Raw genomic sequence first — 17,276 nt, 5'->3', positions numbered from 1 at the left:
CCCTCAATTTTTTGAGGGTCTGGGAGTGATTCTCCAGGCCCTTTTTTTTGCCCGCTGGCAAACATGGATCCGATAAGCGGTCCAAGGCCTCTGGGATCACGCTGTGTGGGGTTATCCACAGAGTATTTATTTAACGCGGCAAATGAAGAATCAGTCTTACAAGAAAGCACCTACAGACGTAAAAACTTTGCACCGGTATAGTGCGCCCCCTCAAAAGTAGCGAGGAATAACAAAAATGCTGGAAATGATTAACGACTTCCTCTCCGGTAAGGTCCTCATTGTCCTTATCGTAGGTCTGGGTAGTTACTTCACGATCCGCTCACGTTTCGTTCAGTTTCGACACTTTTTCCACATGTTCTCGGTATTCGGCGACAGCCTGAAGAGCAGCGCAGGTCAGCTGAGTTCGTTTCAGGCCCTGATGCTGAGCCTTGCCGGCCGTGTCGGTGCAGGCAACATTGCAGGCGTCGGCATTGCCGTGACACTCGGTGGCCCGGGTGCCGTGTTCTGGATGTGGGTGACCGCACTGGTCGGCATGTCCAGCAGCTTCATCGAGTGCTCCCTCGCTCAGCTTTACAAACGCAAGGATTCCGAAGGCCAGTTCCGTGGCGGTCCGGCGTTCTACATCCAGTACGGCCTGGGCAAGCGCTGGCTGGGCATGGTCATGGCGGTTCTGCTGCTGGTGACCTTCGGCTTCGCGTTCAACGGCCTGCAATCCCACGCCGTGACCGACTCGCTGAAAAGCGCCTTCGGCGTTGACACCATGACCACCGGCATCTGCCTGGTCGTGCTGCTGGGTCTGGCATTCATCGGTGGCATCAAGCGTATCGCCGCTATCTCCGACCTGCTGGTGCCGGTCAAGACCCTGATCTACATCGCCGTCACCGTCTACGTGATCGTGCTGCAGATCGATCACGTTCCAGGCATGCTGATGACCATCGTCAAAAGCGCCTTCGGTCTTGATCCGGTGTTCGGCGGTCTGCTGGGCAGCGCCATCGTGATGGGCGTCAAGCGCGGCGTATTCGCCAACGAAGCCGGTCTGGGCAGCGCGCCTAACGTGGCAGCCGTCGCTCAGGTCGAGCACCCGGTTGCACAGGGCGTGGTTCAGGCGTTCAGCGTTTTCCTCGATACCTTCGTGATCTGCACCTGCACCGCCTTGCTGATTCTGCTGTCCGGCATCTACAACGTCGGCTACGACGGCAACGGTATCGTACTGGCCCAGAACTCGCTGGCAGCCGTGGTCGGTGACTGGGGCCGGATCTTCATCAGCGTCGCGCTGGCCCTGTTCGTGTTCACTTCGATCCTCTACAACTACTACCTGGGCGAGAACAGCCTGCGCTTCCTGTTCGGTGAGAAGGTCAAGGCCATCGTCCTCTACCGCATTGCGGTACTGGTGCTGATCCTCTGGGGTGCTGTCGTCGACCTGAAAGACGTGCTGGCCTTTGCCGACATCACCATGACCATGCTGGCGTTCGTCAACCTGATCGCACTGGCGATGCTGTTCAAAGTCGTCAAGCGCATCCTGAGTGACTACGATGCACAGCGTCGTGCAGGCATCAAGACGCCGGTTTTCGACTCCAGCAAATTCCCTGATCTGGACCTGGACCGTAGCGCATGGCCTGCCAACCCGGCGCAAAAGCCGGTTCATGATGCTGAGCTGGCAGGCAAGCCTGCCCCAGAAGCGCGATAAACGTATAACGCCATAACGGAGAAGAACCATGACTCATGATGTAAAAAAATCTGCTCAGCGAGTGATGGTTCTTTATACCGGCGGCACCATCGGCATGCAGGCCAGCGCCAACGGGCTGGCACCTGCTTCGGGTTTCGAGACGCGAATGGCCGGACAACTGGCCGAGCTGCCGGAACTGGTCGTGCCGCAATGGCGTTTTCGCGAGATGTCGCCCCTGATCGACAGCGCCAACATGACGCCAGCCTACTGGTTGCGTCTGCGTGAAGCGGTGATCGAAGCGGTGGACGTGGACGGCTGCGACGCCGTGCTGGTGCTGCATGGCACCGACACTCTGGCGTACAGCGCGGCGGCCATGAGCTTTCAGTTGCTGGGGCTCAATGCGCCTGTCGTGTTCACAGGCTCCATGCTGCCGGCCGGCGTGCCGGACAGCGATGCCTGGGAAAACGTCAACGGTGCCCTGCTCGCCCTCGGCGAGGGTCTGGCACCGGGCGTTCAGCTGTATTTCCATGGCGAGCTGATGGACCCGACCCGTTGCGCGAAAATCCGCAGCTTCGGACGTCATCCGTTCGCGCCGCTGCAACGCTCCCGTAGCGGTCACGCAGCCATATCGTTGCCCGACGCGCTGGATTATCGTCAGGCCCGAACGCTGGCCAATGTCGCGGTGCTGCCTTTGTTTCCTGGTATCGGCGCGGCTCAACTGGATGGCCTGATCGACAGCGGCATTCAGGGTCTGGTTCTGGAGTGTTTCGGCAACGGCACCGGCCCCAGCGACAATCCTCAGTTCGTAGCAAGCCTGGAAAACGCCCGGGCGCAAGGCATCTGTGTGGTTGCAATCACACAATGCCATGAAGGCGGCGTGGAACTGGATGTCTACGAAGCGGGCAGCCGTCTGCGCAGTGCAGGCGTTTTGTCCGGTGGAGGCATGACGCGTGAAGCCGCGCTGGGCAAGCTGCATGCGTTGCTCGGTGCCGGCCTGACCACTGAAGAAGTCCGGCGGCTGGTAGAGCTGGACCTGTGTGGCGAACTGCGCTGAGCCATTGAACCGTCTCGGTGACTCAGGACAGCCCTGAGTCAACCGGGATATCGCGATTCCCCCTCCCTTCCAACACAACGTCACTCGCCCAATGGCGCGGTTCTCCGTGGGCGGTTGCTGCGGTCAGGAAACCTTGCTTTCCTCCTGAGCCCCACGAAGCATCGAGTCCAGATTTCGCTCAATGTTCGCGCACAGCGCGGTCATCTGGATTTCATGTTCGCTGGCCTTGAACGGGCTTTGCAGGTCCGTGCCGATCTTCTCGATCGCCAGCAGCATGAAGCCCACCACGGTGGAGGCCAATGGCGTGAACCAGCCGAGGGTTTCAACCAGGCCGATGGGCACGATCAGGCAGAAAAGGGTGATGAACAGGCGAGGAAAAGCGACGTATGGATACGGCAGCGGCGTATTGGCAATCCGCTCCATGCCGCCCTGGCAGTTGGAGATGTCCACCATGGTCGATTCAAGCCGCGCCAGGCGGATGCTGTCCAGACGGCCGCACTGGTATTCCTTGGCCAGGAGCGCTGCCGATGTATTGAGCAGGTCGTTGGGAAAGTTGTTGGTGTCGAACCGGCGCTCGAACTCTTCACGCGCAATCAAGGCCTGCACCTCGTCGCCACAGTGCTCGCCTTTCAAATGCGCGGACAGGCATTTGACGTAGGCCACATGGCGGCGCAGCAGCGTGGCCTTCACCGGATTGATGCCGCCCTCGTCGTCTTCGACCAGCGTCAGCACCTGGCGGGCGAAGCTGCGCGAGCTGTTGACCAGCGCACCCCACAGGGTGCGGGCTTCCCACCAGCGGTTGTAGGCGCTGGAATTCCGGAAGCTGGTCAGCACCACCAGCGCAGAACCGAGCAAGGTCAACGGCATGGACGGCAAGGTGATCTTGCGCTCCAGGTACAGCATGAAATCGACCGTGACGATCACGTCCCAAATCAGCAGCCAGAAAAGCGACCAGCCCACATAACCGATTGTCTTGCCCAGGAACCGGAATTTTCCCATGATCGTCTGCTGCAAAGGACTACCCCATCGATAGATAAGCGAGGCAGCACATCCTCGCTACTGCACGGGCTTTGAATGCGAAAACGGCAGTTGGTTCGCGAGCGGCCCGCTTTATCTCAAGGGATCAATCGTTTCAGCAGCCGCTCAACGTTACCTGCGCACGCTCCCCGGCAAAGAAGACCGGTCGCAACCTGACGCCGATGACGTTACCGGCGTAGGCCGCAACCAACCACAGCCAGCCATGCAGGCTGCCGGATGCGATGCCGCTGAAGTACGCGCCGATGTTGCAGCCATAGGCCAGACGCGAGCCGTAGCCCAGCATCAACCCGCCAATGACGGCTGCGACGATCGAGCGTGTCGGAATATCGAGGTTAGGCGCAAAGCGTCCGGCCAGGCCCGCCGCCAGCAAGGCACCCAGCATGATGCCGATGTCCATGACGCTGGTGATGTCTTCCCAGACCGGGGCAGCCAGCGCCTTGGCATTAGCCGCACTCTGCCAGAACACCCAACTGCCGACATCCACGCCCAGACCGCTCGCCACCTTGGCACCCCAAAGCGCAAATGCCGAAGTGATGCCCCACGGCCGACCTGCCAGCGCCAGCGTGGCGTAGTTGAGCAGCGCAAGCGCCACTGCGCCCCAGACCAGCACCCACGGTCCGCGCAGCACGCGACGCAGACCCCTGTGTTCACTGGAGACTGGAGCCTCGAGTTCGCCATGACGACGCTTTTCAAGGCGTACCGTGACAAACGCAATCAAGGCGAACAGCGCCAGATTGCCAAGCAGCGCCGGGATTACGCCGAAGCTCTTGACCACAGACGTGGCCGGAAACGACGGCAAGGCGAACCACCAGTCGACATGATGAGTGGCGATCAGCGAACCGAGGATGAAGAACAGCAGCGTCACCAGCATCCGCGCATTCCCGCCGCCTGCGGTGAACAGTGTCCCGGACGCGCAGCCGCCGCCCAGTTGCATGCCGATACCGAAGATAAAGGCCCCGACCACGACCGAAACGCCAACCGGCGCAACCAGGCCACTGACCGGCTGCCCGAACAGCGAGCCAGCGCCCAGCGCAGGAAAGAACAGCACCACAGCCACGGCGAGCATCACCATTTGCGCACGCAGACCGGCACCGCGTCGTTCACGAATGAACACGCGCCAGGCCGATGTGAAGCCGAACGCGGCGTGATAGAGGGTCATTCCCAGCGCCGCCCCGACGATCCATAGCAGGACCTGACGCGTGCCAACGCTGAGCAGCAGAAATTGCGCGCCCATCAATAACAGGAACAACGCCGCCAGCGGCGCGCCGTAGGCACGGCCGGGTGTTGCAGAAAGGGATGTGTTCATGGGTCTCTCAACGACAGGTAGCAAAAGAAAGCGATTATACGTGTGCAGCAGGCTTACTCGGACCAGACCTTACGCAGCCTGTTCAGCGCATCGCTGATTTGCGCCTCCGGCACGGCAGCAAAGCCCAGCACCAGCCCGGCACGCGCATCGAGGGGTTCGGTCGAGTCCGGCAGCCAGTAGCTGCTCAAGGCATTGACCTCGACGCCGACGCTCCACGCCTGCTCGACCAGCTCACGCTCGCGGGCCAGGCTGTCGACCTTGACCATCACATGCAGCCCCGCCGCGACGCTGGGCATTGCGGCGCATCCCGCAATGCCTGCGGGCCAGCCCGCCAGTAACGCGTTGCGCCGACTCAGCGCGGCACGTCGCATGCGGCGAATGTGCCGCTGGAAATGCCCAAGGGCAATGAACTGCGCCATGACCGCCTGAGTGCTGACTTCGGTATGACGCATGTCCACTGCCTTGCGCTGGCTGAACGGGCGCACCAGTTCCTGCGGCAACACCAGGTAACCGAGGCGCAAGGCCGGGAAGGCGATCTTGCCGAACGTGCCGACATACAAGACTCGCCCACTGCGATCCAGCGCCGCCAAGGGAGCCAGCGGCGCGCCGCTGTAACGGTACTCGCCGTCGTAGTCATCCTCGACGATCCAGCCTTGATGCCGTTCAGCCCAGGCCAGTAACTCCAGGCGTCTGGCCAGGCTCATGACCACGCCGGTCGGGTACTGGTGGGACGGGGTCACGTAAGCCAGCCTGCAATCGGTTTGCTCAAGATCGGCGCAGCGCTGCCCTTCTTCGTCAACTGCCACGCCCTGCAGTCGCGCACCCGCCACGGCAAAGGCATGGCCGGCTGCGCGATAGCCCGGATTCTCGATCGCGACGCCTTCACCGGGCTCGACCAGCAGCTGTGCACAAAGGCTGATGGCGTGTTGAGCGCCGCTGGTGATCACAATTTGTTCAGCGGTGCACTGCAAGCCTCGGGAGGAACGCAGATACGCTGCGATCAACGCCCTCAACCTGGGCTCTCCCGCCGCTGCACCGTAGCCCAGCATCGCAGGGTCGGGCCGACGCCAGAAGGCGGCGTAGAGCTTGCCCCACAAGGCGAAGGGAAAAAGATCGAAGGCCGGCACGCCGACGCGAAAGGCCCTGGGCACTTCATCTGACGGAGCCGGAAGCGAGTGTGCCTTGATCAGATCCAGCGCCGAACTGTGGATAACTTCACCGTCCAGATCCTCTGGCATCTCCGACAAGATTGTGGATAAACCTGTGGAAAAAGGTGTAGACAAACCTGTGGACAAGTCAGTGGATAGTTTTCTGGAGGCCGCCTTTATATGCGCGGCGTTGCGGCCTGGAAGGCTCGCGATATAAGTACCGTCGCCCACCCGGGTTTCCGTAAAACCTTCGGCATACAACTGGTCGTAGGCGCGCATCACACTGTTGCGGGAAATGGCCAACAGGTCGGCCAGTTCGCGACTGGCAGGCAAGCGCGTCCCGCTGTGGAGACGGCCCTCCAGAATCTGCTGACGCAAGGCGCGATACAGCTGTTTGCTCAGGCCCTGACGCCGGTCCAGCCTGATGCCGATGAGCGTGGAAGGAAACGCAGACGTGTCGGACACCATTGGATTGGCCCTATAAAATCTCTTGAGAATGGATCTTACAACAGGCCAATGCGTTGCCTAGGATCTGCTCATCGGCCACGGAGCACTGCCATGTACACACCCGCAGCATTCAGCGACAACGACACGCCCAGACTTCACGAACAGATGCAGCAGACACGCCTGGCGATTCTGGTCACCTGGAGCGAGGACGGCATGCAGGCCTCGCACCTGCCGTTGTTGCTGCGTGAGGAGCAAGGCATCCACGGCACGCTCTACGGACATCTGGCCAAAGCCAACCCACAGTGGCGGCAGCTGGACAGCTGCGCCGAAGCCTTGGTGATATTTCCCGGTGAGGACGCCTACGTCAGCCCGTCTTATTACCCGAGTAAAGCCGAGCACGGTCAGGTTGTGCCGACCTGGAACTATGTGACCGTGCACGCCTACGGCAAGGCCGAGACATTTACCGACGCTCCACGGCTGCGTCAGTTATTGAGCGATCTGACGGCAAAGCATGAGTCCGATCGTGCGCAACCCTGGTCCATTGACGACGCGCCCGCCGAGTACATCGCCAAAATGCTGGGTGCCATTGTCGGCTTCGCCCTGCCCGTCCAGCGCCTGGAAGGCAAACGCAAACTCAGCCAGAACCGCAGCGCCACGGACATGGCGGGCGTCCGGGACGGCCTTGCTGCCAGCCAGAAAATCAACGAACAACAGATTGCCCGCTTGATGAACCCGCAGGAGAACGCTTGATGAATGACGTCCAGATTCGACCCGTAAGCGCTGACGACCAAACGGCATGGCTGCCGCTGTGGCAGGCCTATCTGCACTTTTACAAAACCGAGCTGGCGGAGGGTGTCAGCGACGTGACCTGGCAGCGCTTTCTCGACCCCAGCGAGCCGACCCACGCCGCGCTGGCGTGGCTGGACGGTAAGGCGGTGGGCATGGTGAACTTCATCTACCATCGCTCCAACTGGAGTATTGGCAACGCGTGTTACCTGCAGGATCTGTTCGTTGCACCCGAACAGCGCGGTACGGGCCTTGGCAGACAGTTGATTGAACATGTCTACGCGACCGCGAAGGCCGCAGGCTGTGAGAAGGTCCATTGGCTGACCCACGAAACCAATGCCACGGCCATCCAGTTGTACGAACGCGTTGCCGAGCGCGGCGGCTACATTCAATTTCGCAAGGCTCTTTAAGGGAAGTGATTGATGTCTGAGACCCCACTGGATTGGCAACCCGCGACACTGCCGACGCCCCACCCCCTGAGTGGTCGTTTCGTACGACTGGAGAAGCTGGACACGGCTTGCCATGCCGATGAGCTGTGGTCAGTGCTTCAGGGACCAGACGCCGATCCCCGATTGTGGGACTACTTGCCCTATGGGCCCTTCAAAGAGCGCGACGACTTTGATAGCTGGCTGGCTCGGCATCAGGCAGATACCGATCCGTGGTTCTACAGCGTGGTCAACCAGCAAACGGGCAAAACCGAGGGCGTGATCAGTTTTCTGTCGATGTTCCCTGCACATGGCCGGATTGAAATCGGTCACGTGACCTTCAGCGCCGCCATGCAGCGCACGCCCAAGGGCACCGAGGCGATTTATCTGCTGGCCAGGGAAGCCTTCCGGCTGGGCAACCGTCGCCTGGAATGGAAATGCAACGCCAACAATGCCCGCTCCAAACGTGCTGCCGAACGCTTCGGCTTCAGCTACGAAGGCACCTTCCGCCAGCACATGGTGGTCAAAGGCATGAGCCGAGATACCGCCTGGTACTCGATTCTGGACAGCGAATGGCCCGCCCTGCAGACCGCCTTTGAGCACTGGCTGGCTGTGGATAACTTCAAGGAGGGTGAGCAGATCAAAGGGCTGGAAGCGTTTCGGCAGTAGGCTCAGCGTGCGGATCGGAACCGTGGGAGGGGGCTTGCCCGCGATCAACGATGACGCAATTTTCCTGACACACCGCGTCGACTTCATCGCCGGCAAGCCGCCTCCCACAGTCTGATCTGCACCCCAAAAGCTGGACACCCATCTGACTTCTTGGGGGCAGATCAGTCCAGTGAGCTGCAGTTTTGATCGTTCCCACGCCCTGCGTGGTAACGCCGCCCGGGACGCTCTGCGCCTCATTCCGAGCTGTATGAATAAAAAAAGGGAGCCACGAAGGCTCCCCCAGAGGTAAACGGTTTCGCTATTCGGACAGGCTCTGTGTCCGGTCAGCCTTCGATTTCAATCAGGATCTCGCCCGGATTGACGCGGTCGCCCTTGGCAACATGGATGGCGACGATCTTGCCGGCGATGGAGGCCTGGACCTCGGTCTCCATTTTCATCGCTTCGGTGATCAGCACGGCCTGGCCGACCTTGACGCTGTCGCCTTCCTTGACCAGCACATCGACGATGTTGCCTGGCATGGTGGTGCTGACATGGCCCGGCGCGTGCGCCTGCTGGCGCTTGCTCGCACCGCCACTGACAAACTCGTTGAGCGGCTCGAACACCACTTCTTCCGGCATGCCATCGATTGACAGGTAGAAGTGACGCTTGCCCTCGGCTTTCACCCCGACCCCCGTGATGTCGACGCGATAGGTCTCGCCGTGCACGTCGATCACGAATTCGGTCGGAACGCCCTCGCCCCCTGCACGGGCAGCGCTGCCCGCTTCGGGTATCGGCAGCAACACCTCAGGCGTCAGCGTTCCAGCCGCGCGTTCTTCGAGGAACTTGCGGCCAATGTCCGGGAACATGGCGAACGTCAGCACGTCTTCTTCGGACTTGGCCAGCGCTCCGATGTCAGCCCGCAGCTTGGTCATTTCCGGCTTGAGCAAATCGGCCGGACGCACATCGATCAACTCTTCGTTGCCGATGGCCTGACGACGCAGCTTCTCGTCCACCTGACCTGGCGCCTTGCCGTAACCGCCTTGCAGGTACAGCTTCACTTCATTGGTGATGGTCTTGTAGCGCTCACCGGCCAGCACGTTGAAAAACGCCTGGGTGCCCACGATCTGCGAGGTCGGCGTGACCAACGGCGGATAGCCCAGGTCCTTGCGTACACGCGGGATTTCAGCCAGCACTTCGTTCATGCGGTTGAGCGCGCCCTGCTCCTTGAGCTGGTTGGCCAGGTTGGAAATCATCCCGCCCGGCACCTGATTGACCTGTACGCGGGTATCGACGGCGGTGAATTCGCTTTCGAACTGGTGGTATTTCTTGCGCACGGCATAGAAGTACAGACCGATGTCCTGCAGCAGTTCCAGATCCAGACCGGTGTCGAACTCGCTGCCTTTGAGCGCCGCGACCATGGATTCAGTCCCTGGATGGCTGGTGCCCCAGGCGAAACTGGAGATAGCCGTATCGATATGATCCGCGCCGTTCTCGACCGCCTTGAGTTGACACATCGCGGCCAGGCCCGCCGTGTCATGGGAATGAATGAATACCGGCAGCGACTGCTCGGCCTTCAGCGCACGGACCAGCTCACCCGTCGCGAACGGTGTGAGCAGGCCGGCCATGTCCTTGATCGCGACCGAGTCGCACCCCATCGCCTCCATCTGCCGGGCCTGCGCCACGAACGCGTCGATGGTGTGAACCGGGCTGGTGGTGTAAGCGATGGTGCCTTGCGCATGCTTGCCCGCGGCTTTCACGGCCTCGATGGCCACACGCAGGTTACGTACGTCGTTCATGGCATCGAAGATGCGGAACACGTCAATGCCATTGACGGCTGCCTTGGCGACGAAGGCCCTGACCACGTCATCGCTGTAATGGCGATAGCCCAGCAGGTTCTGACCGCGCAGCAACATTTGCAAGCGGGTGTTGGGCAGCGCCGCACGCAGTTGGCGCAGGCGCTCCCACGGGTCTTCCTTTAGAAAGCGCACGCAGGCATCGAACGTCGCGCCGCCCCAGACTTCCAGCGACCAGTAGCCGACCTGGTCGAGCTTTTCGCAGATCGGCAGCATGTCTTCGGTGCGCATGCGCGTGGCCAGCAACGATTGGTGAGCATCACGCAGGATGGTGTCGGTAACGAAGATCTTCTTGGACATTTCAGTATTCCTTACAGGCCTGCGTGGGCGGCAATGGCGGCAGCGATGGCCAGAGCCAGCTCTTCGGGTTTGCGCTTGATCGAGTAGTTGGTCAGTTCAGGGTGGCTTTCGACGAAGCTGGTGTTGAACTCACCACTGCGGAATTCCGGGTTGCGCAGAATTTCCTGGTAGTACGCGGCGGTGGTCTTCACCCCTTGCAGACGCATGTCGTCCAGGGCACGAAGGCCGCGGTCCATCGCTTCTTCCCAGGTCAGCGCCCAGACGATCAGCTTCAGGCACATCGAGTCGTAGTACGGCGGGATGGTGTAGCCGGTGTAGATCGCCGTGTCAGTGCGTACACCGGGGCCGCCGGGTGCGTAATAGCGGGTGATCTTGCCGAAACTGGGCAGGAAGTTGTTTTTCGGGTCTTCGGCGTTGATCCGAAACTGCAACGCGAACCCGCGATGGATGATGTCTTCCTGTTTGACCGACAGCGGCTGGCCGGACGCGATGCGAATCTGCTCGCGAACGATATCGATCCCGGTGATTTCTTCGGTGATGGTGTGCTCCACCTGAACGCGGGTATTCATTTCCATGAAGTACACCTCGCCATCGGCGAGCAGGAACTCCACGGTGCCCGCGTTCTCGTAGCCCACCGCCTTGGCCGCGCGCACTGACAGATCACCGATGTAGGCGCGCTGTTCCGGGGTCAGTTGCGGGCTGGGGGCGATTTCGATGAGCTTCTGATTGCGGCGCTGGATCGAGCAGTCGCGCTCGAACAGATGCACGACGTTGCCGAAGCTGTCGCCCAGAATCTGCGCTTCGATGTGCTTGGGATTGACGATGCACTTCTCCAGGAACACCTCGGCCGAACCAAAGGCTTTGGTCGCTTCCGAGATCACCCGGGGAAAAGCCTGCTCCAGTTCTTCGCGGCTGTTGCAGCGACGAATGCCGCGTCCACCACCACCTGAAGTGGCCTTGAGCATCACCGGATAGCCGATGCGATCCCCTTCGATCAGCGCTTCCTGAATGTCGGCCACGTTGCCTTCGGTGCCCGGAGTGACCGGCACCCCGGCCTTGATCATGCTGCGGCGCGCTTCAGTCTTGTCACCCATACGGCGAATGACTTCAGCAGACGGACCGATGAACTTGATTCCACGTTCGGCGCAGATGTCTGCCAGTTCGGCATTTTCCGAGAGAAAACCATAACCGGGATGCAGCGCATCACAACCGGTTTCCACGGCGAGATTGACCAGCTTGCGGGGGTTCAGGTAACCCGCCAGCGGTTCGGCACCAATGCTATAGGCTTCGTCAGCGCGTTTGACATGCAGCGCATGTCGGTCGGCGTCGGAAAAGATGGCCACCGAGCGAATGCCCATCTCGGCGCAGGCGCGCACGATGCGGACGGCAATCTCTCCACGGTTGGCGATCAATATTTTTGTTATCACTGGCGTTTCCTCGACCTTAAGGACCAACGTCCTGGCTACTTTTGTAACTAGGCATGTGACTGAATGCCGCAGGGACACCCTATGCCTGATCGAGAATTAATAAAAATGAGTAAAAATTGGGTTAGCCATAAGTAAAAGCTTATAGTCAGCGTCTCAACCGTCCAAAGGGCTTGCTAAAAATGCGTAAGTCATTGATGCGTATGACATTGCGTCAACTACGCATTTTCAATGAGGTGTGCGACCTGCGCTCGTACAGTCGGGCAGCCGAGGAAATGGCGCTGACCCAACCTGCGGTCAGCCTGCAGATTCGTCAGCTGGAAGAGCTGGTCGGCCAACCGCTGTTCGAATACGTCGGCAAGAAGCTCTACCTCACCGAAGCCGCAGAAGCGCTTCAGGCTGCCAGCAAGGACATCTTCGGCCGGCTGGAAAACCTCGATATGCAGCTCTCCGACATGCAGGGCTCCCTTCAAGGCCAACTCAAACTGGCCATCGAATCGAGCTGCAAGTATTTCATCCCGCACTTGTTTGCCGCGTTTAAACGCCAGCATCCGGAAGTCAGCCTGAACCTGACCGTGGTCAACCGTGCGCTGGTGATCAGAAGACTGTCGGACAACCGCGATGATCTGGTGATCATGTCGATGGTGCCGCAGGACATGGGGCTGGAGTTTCTGCCATTCCTCAACAACCCCATCGTTGCCGTCGCACCACCGGAGCATCCGCTGTGCCGTCAGGCCGTGCTGAGCCTCAAGGACCTGGAGCCGTGGCCGCTGCTGACCCGCGAGCCGGGATCTGGCACACGCCGTGCCTGCGAGGAGTATTTCAAGGAAAAACGCGTGCACTTCCTGCAGACATCGGAAGTATCTTCAAGCGAGGCGCAGCGTGAATGCGTGGTGGCCGGATTGGGACTGGCGATGCTGACACGTCACGCCGTGTGTCAGGAGCTGGCCAGCGGCGCTCTCATGGAGCTGCCCGTGGCCGAGCTGCCGTTGTATCGAAGCTGGTGCGTGGTTCAAGGCAGAGACAAACGCCTGTCGCCGGTGGCACACGCTTTTCTGGCATTCATTCGTAGCGAACGGGCGCAGATCAGCCAGCTTGTCGAGCGCTTCGACGGCCGTCCACGGACGGCGTGAGGGTCTGCCAGACCGGGCCGGACACACCGTCCAGGTAGTCACACAGATCCTGATTGAGCTGACGCGCCTCACAGTAGCTCTCGATCGCACGACGAAACTCCATGCGACGCTGATCTTCCTGCTGACGGCGGGTTTTCACGGTGCTGTTGGGTAAATCGTCGTAGTGCCGAGCCATGTCCTGTCTCCCAATACATTTCAAGGGAGTACAGGGTGACGCCCGGCCGTGACGATCAAGCGGCGCAAGCATGACAATTTGATGAAAACACAGGCAGACGCGATGACGTGAGGCGCGTCAGACTGAACCTCGCCCGAAAGACGCCTGAAGTCGCCAGCCGGTATTTTATGCTGGAGGCCAATCAGTCTTCGTGAGGCTTGATCGATTTTGGCGACAGACGCAGGCTGCGCAAGCTGCGCTTGACGCTTTTGAGGTGGTTGACCAGGCTTGGCCCACGCGCCATGGCCACACCCATCGCCAGCACATCGATCACCACCAGATGCGCGATGCGCGAGGTCAGCGGCGTATAAATCTCGGTGTCTTCGTGAACGTCGATGGCCAGATTGACCGAAGACAGCTCGGCCAGTGGCGTCTGGCTCGGACACAGCGTGATCAGGGTCGCGCCGCTTTCACGCACCATGTTGGCGGTGATCAGCAGGTCTTTGGAACGGCCCGACTGGGAAATGCACACCGCGACATCCGTCGGCTTGAGCGTCGCCGCCGACATGGCCTGCATGTGAGGATCGGAATACGCCGCCGCCGTCAGCAGCAGGCGGAAGAACTTGTGCTGGGCATCAGCGGCGACCGCGCCAGACGCACCGAAACCGTAGAACTCGACCCGATTGGCACCGGCCATTGCCGTGACGGCCTGTTGCAGCGCATGCGGATCGAGGTTCTCGCGCACTTCCATGAGCGTGTGCAGGGTGGTGTCGAAAATCTTCAGGCTGTAGTCGGCGACCGAATCGTCTTCATGAATCGCGAACTGCCCGAAGCTCGCGCCCGCTGCCAGGCTCTGGGCCAGCTTGAGCTTGAGGTCCTGAAACCCCGTGCACCCAATGGCGCGACAGAAACGCACGATGGTCGGTTCGCTAATCCCCACACTGTGCGCCAGATCAGCCATGGAACTGTGCATCACAGCGGCAGGGTCGAGCAGCACATGGTCGGCTACCTTGAGCTCCGATTTGCGCAGCAGGTGACGTGACTGGGCGATGTGTTGCAGCAGATTCAAAAGGCAGACTCGGCAATGAAGAAGTGGGCGGGTTGTAGCTTTCTTGTAGTTATACTACATGACCTGCGAGACGCCCAGTTAAACGAACGTGGAAGGTCTTAAACAGAATGAGGAAGGGCAAATCGCTCTTTTTTGTGGGAATAATCCTACATTATGCCGAATCCACTACAACCACGATGCTGTCTCAGCGCGACTGAATCAGCATCGCGGCCATGGCAGACGCCTCGATCGGCCGGCTGATCAGATAACCCTGTACCTCATCGCATCCATGCTCTCTGAGGAACTCCAACTGACTCTGGTTTTCAACGCCCTCGGCGACCACCTTCAAACCCAGGCTGTGAGCCATGGAAATGATCGCTTGAATGATCGCCGCATCCCCGGTTCCGTCATCCAGGCCACTGATGAACGCCTGATCGATCTTGACGTAGTCCACCGGAAAGCGTCGCAGGTAACTCAATGAAGAGTAGCCCGTGCCGAAGTCATCGATAGCCAGCTTTACGCCCAGCTCACGCAACTGCTGAAAGGTCGCGCTAATGTGTTCGACGCTGTCGAGCAGCTGGCTTTCAGTCAGCTCCAGCTCCAGCCATTGCGGTTCCAGACCGGTTTCCTCAAGCACTTGCCGCACCAGACTCACCAGCTTCCCCTGACGCAATTGATGGACCGACAGGTTGACCGACACCCTGATCGGCGCCATACCCTGACGCTGCCACTCGCAGGCCTGCCAGCACGCCTTGCGCAGCACGAATTCACCGATGGCGCCGATCAGCCCGGTTTCCTCGGCAAGCCCTATGAAGTCTCCCGGTGGCACCATGCCGCGCTGTGGGTGGTGCCAGCGCACCAAGGCTTCGGCCGAGTCCAGACGTCCACTCCTCAGGCTCAGCTTGGGTTGATAAAAGACCAGCAATTGATGCTCTTCAATGGCCCTGCGCAACTGGATTTCCATTTGCAGGCGCTCCAGCGTGCTGGCCTGCAAGCTCTCGGTGAAGAACTGGAAATTGTTGCCGCCCATGTGCTTGGCGTGCTGCATCGCCATGTTCGCCTGACTCACGAGCGCCGAAACTTCACGGGCTGAATCGGGCAACAGGCTGATGCCCACTGAGGCGCTGATCACCAGTTCATGCCCACCCACGGACAACGGCACGCGCAGCTTGCTGAGCAGGCGGCTGGTCACTCGCGCCAGACTTGAGAGGTTGGCATAGGCGTCGAACAGGACAGCAAACTCGTCGCCCGACAGCCGAGCGATGATGTCGGCTTCCGGCATCGCACTGTTCAATCGGCGAGCCACGTGTTTGAGCAACTGGTCCGCTACTTCGTGACCCAGACTTTCATTGAGTAATTTGAAGCGGTCGAGGTTGATGTGCAGCAACGCAAGGCTTCGGCCTGTGCGTTGAACGCGCTGGCGAATCTCGTGCAGACGTTGCGTGAATAACGAGCGGTTCGCCAGCCCCGTCAATTCGTCGAAATGGGCCAGATAACGCATGCGCTCCTCGGCAGCACGCCTGGCGGAAAGATCAGAGAAGAAGCCGACAATGTGGCTGGTTTTTCCTGATTTATCGCGCACAGCGTTCAGTTGCAGCCATTGCGGATACAGCTCGCCATTCTTGCGGGTTTCAACCAGTTCGCCCTGCCATTGCCCGGTTTGCTCCAGAGAGTGGCGAATGGCCTGGAAATGACGACGGGCATCCCGACTGCTGGCGATGTCCATCACCTTACGACCGATCACATCGTCCGATTGATAGCCACTGAACCGGCTGAACGCCTGATTGACCGTCAGGATGGTGTAATCCGGATCGAAGATCACGATACCCTCGCTGGCCGCATCGAACACGGTTGCAGCCAGCCTCGGCGGGCTCTTGCTCAGGGCCTGGTTGGCCTCTTCAAGCTCAAGCGTGCGCTGAGCGACACGATCTTCCAGCCCTGCCTGCGCCTCCCGCAAGTCACGTTCGGCCTCACGGCGCTGCTCTATTTCACGGGCCAGCTCAGTGTTGAGCGCCACGCTGACCGCTTGCGCGTGCTGCAGATGCTCGATCAACGCCTGATTCTGAAAACGCTGCAACAGACTGCGCTGCATCAGACGATTGATCTGCCAGGCCACGACGCTCAGGGCGAACAACAGAATCAATCCCAGCCAGCCCCAGCCTCGTAGCGGTACATCGCCGCCCCAAAACAGATAAAGGATCGGCGGCAGCAGGCAGGACAGGCTGAACACCAGAAACGCAGAAATGCTGACGGCGTAAGCCACGCTGGCGGACAGAATCGCCGCGCCGATCATGCCGAAGACCCAGGCCTGCTGCTGGAAATTTTCGACCGGAACCAGCACCACGGCCGCTGCTGCCAGGGTCAGCCCGCTGACACAGGCGCCCAGCAGAAACATTCGACGCCAGACCGCATGCACCTGACGCTGCGGCGGCGCAGCCCGAAACGCGGCGACCTGGATGATGCGCAGACAGACCAGTGCAGACAGCCAGCCCAGCCAGATCCCGACGAGCACATAGCGCTCCGGGCTCCACAGCAGCCAGGCACAGACAAGCCCGCTCACGAACATGAACAGCGTTGGCAACAACGACCCCTGATAAAGAAGACGCGTGCGCTCGACCGCCAGTTGGGCAGTGAACGGCTTGTGAGGGCTATGGCGAGTGCTGTCAGGTGCATCGCCCGCGCTGAAGCGGTATGTCATGGCGTCGTTCTTGTATTTGATCAGGCCCCGCCTGCGCCCCTCAGGAGCGTTCAAACAGGACCTTGGCCTTGAGCGTGTGCGGAGCATACACAAGGGTTTGGGTAGACCAAACAGCCGCATTGCACAAAAAAATCAATTTGCCATTTCG

The 17,276-nt window shown here is 60.2% G+C and carries 14 protein-coding genes; 6 read left to right on the top strand and 8 right to left on the bottom strand.

What is annotated here, in order from left to right:
• The first annotated feature begins 235 nt into the window (after positions 1–235).
• Positions 236–1,687 carry an alanine/glycine:cation symporter family protein gene (locus tag H8S56_RS12905; protein ID WP_187518850.1) on the top strand — a complete coding sequence of 484 codons (1,452 nt, stop codon included), beginning with the start codon at positions 236–238 and terminating at the stop codon, positions 1,685–1,687.
• A gap of 28 nt (positions 1,688–1,715) precedes the next feature.
• Positions 1,716–2,720 carry an asparaginase gene (locus tag H8S56_RS12900; RefSeq protein ID WP_024694911.1) on the top strand — a complete coding sequence of 335 codons (1,005 nt, stop codon included), beginning with the start codon at positions 1,716–1,718 and terminating at the stop codon, positions 2,718–2,720.
• A 123-nt stretch (positions 2,721–2,843) separates the two neighbouring features.
• Here H8S56_RS12900 and H8S56_RS12895 read toward each other — a convergent pair whose 3' ends face one another.
• The 3 genes from H8S56_RS12895 to pdxR all read right to left on the bottom strand — a co-directional run bounded on the left by H8S56_RS12895 (position 2,844) and on the right by pdxR (position 6,680).
• Positions 2,844–3,719: a bestrophin family protein gene (locus tag H8S56_RS12895; protein ID WP_187518849.1), complete on the bottom strand. Its 876-nt coding sequence runs from the start codon at positions 3,717–3,719 to the stop codon at positions 2,844–2,846.
• A 133-nt stretch (positions 3,720–3,852) separates the two neighbouring features.
• On the bottom strand, positions 3,853–5,064 hold the full coding sequence (locus H8S56_RS12890; protein WP_187518848.1) for a YeeE/YedE family protein: 1,212 nt from the start codon (positions 5,062–5,064) through the stop codon (positions 3,853–3,855).
• 53 nt (positions 5,065–5,117) lie between these two features.
• Complete coding sequence (gene pdxR, locus H8S56_RS12885) at positions 5,118–6,680, bottom strand: MocR-like pyridoxine biosynthesis transcription factor PdxR (RefSeq protein WP_187518847.1); 1,563 nt, start codon at positions 6,678–6,680, stop codon at positions 5,118–5,120.
• A 90-nt stretch (positions 6,681–6,770) separates the two neighbouring features.
• Between pdxR and H8S56_RS12880 the strand changes: the two genes are divergently transcribed.
• From H8S56_RS12880 to H8S56_RS12870, 3 genes are read left to right on the top strand one after another with little or no spacing between them, the layout of a single operon-like run.
• Positions 6,771–7,409 carry an FMN-binding negative transcriptional regulator gene (locus H8S56_RS12880; protein ID WP_187518846.1) on the top strand — a complete coding sequence of 213 codons (639 nt, stop codon included), beginning with the start codon at positions 6,771–6,773 and terminating at the stop codon, positions 7,407–7,409.
• The gene (locus tag H8S56_RS12875) at positions 7,409–7,855 is read left to right on the top strand and encodes a GNAT family N-acetyltransferase (protein ID WP_024694916.1); all 447 of its coding nucleotides are present in this window, start codon (positions 7,409–7,411) and stop codon (positions 7,853–7,855) included. The genes H8S56_RS12880 and H8S56_RS12875 overlap by 1 nt, the downstream gene beginning before the upstream one ends.
• A gap of 12 nt (positions 7,856–7,867) precedes the next feature.
• Entirely contained in the window at positions 7,868–8,539 is a 672-nt protein-coding gene (locus tag H8S56_RS12870) for a GNAT family N-acetyltransferase (protein WP_187518845.1), read from the top strand.
• 323 nt (positions 8,540–8,862) lie between these two features.
• On the opposite strand, the gene oadA is transcribed toward H8S56_RS12870, so the two are convergent.
• Both oadA and H8S56_RS12860 read right to left on the bottom strand, forming a co-directional pair.
• Positions 8,863–10,671, bottom strand: a complete 1,809-nt coding sequence (gene oadA / locus H8S56_RS12865; protein WP_024685333.1) for a sodium-extruding oxaloacetate decarboxylase subunit alpha — start codon at positions 10,669–10,671, stop codon at positions 8,863–8,865.
• A gap of 11 nt (positions 10,672–10,682) precedes the next feature.
• Positions 10,683–12,098 (bottom strand): acetyl-CoA carboxylase biotin carboxylase subunit, encoded by a 1,416-nt coding sequence (locus tag H8S56_RS12860; RefSeq protein WP_024685334.1) that lies wholly within the window; start codon positions 12,096–12,098, stop codon positions 10,683–10,685.
• Between the two features lie 179 nt (positions 12,099–12,277).
• Between H8S56_RS12860 and H8S56_RS12855 the strand changes: the two genes are divergently transcribed.
• Positions 12,278–13,228 (top strand): LysR family transcriptional regulator, encoded by a 951-nt coding sequence (locus tag H8S56_RS12855; protein WP_187518844.1) that lies wholly within the window; start codon positions 12,278–12,280, stop codon positions 13,226–13,228.
• Here the strand turns inward: H8S56_RS12855 and H8S56_RS12850 are convergent.
• The 3 genes from H8S56_RS12850 to H8S56_RS12840 form a co-directional block, all read right to left on the bottom strand.
• A complete protein-coding gene (locus H8S56_RS12850; RefSeq protein WP_187518862.1) occupies positions 13,182–13,367 on the bottom strand; it encodes a PA3496 family putative envelope integrity protein in 186 nt (61 codons plus the stop codon). The two genes, H8S56_RS12855 and H8S56_RS12850, sit on opposite strands and share 47 nt — an antisense overlap.
• Before the next feature lie 217 nt (positions 13,368–13,584).
• Positions 13,585–14,451 carry a transcriptional regulator HexR gene (gene hexR, locus H8S56_RS12845; RefSeq protein WP_024685337.1) on the bottom strand — a complete coding sequence of 289 codons (867 nt, stop codon included), beginning with the start codon at positions 14,449–14,451 and terminating at the stop codon, positions 13,585–13,587.
• 184 nt (positions 14,452–14,635) lie between these two features.
• Entirely contained in the window at positions 14,636–17,128 is a 2,493-nt protein-coding gene (locus tag H8S56_RS12840; protein WP_187518843.1) for a putative bifunctional diguanylate cyclase/phosphodiesterase, read from the bottom strand.
• Positions 17,129–17,276: the final 148 nt, after the last annotated feature.

This window comes from Pseudomonas triticifolii, from assembly GCF_014358015.1.
Lineage (GTDB): Bacteria > Pseudomonadota > Gammaproteobacteria > Pseudomonadales > Pseudomonadaceae > Aquipseudomonas > Aquipseudomonas triticifolii.
This window is presented reverse-complemented; position numbering and strand designations above follow the sequence as displayed.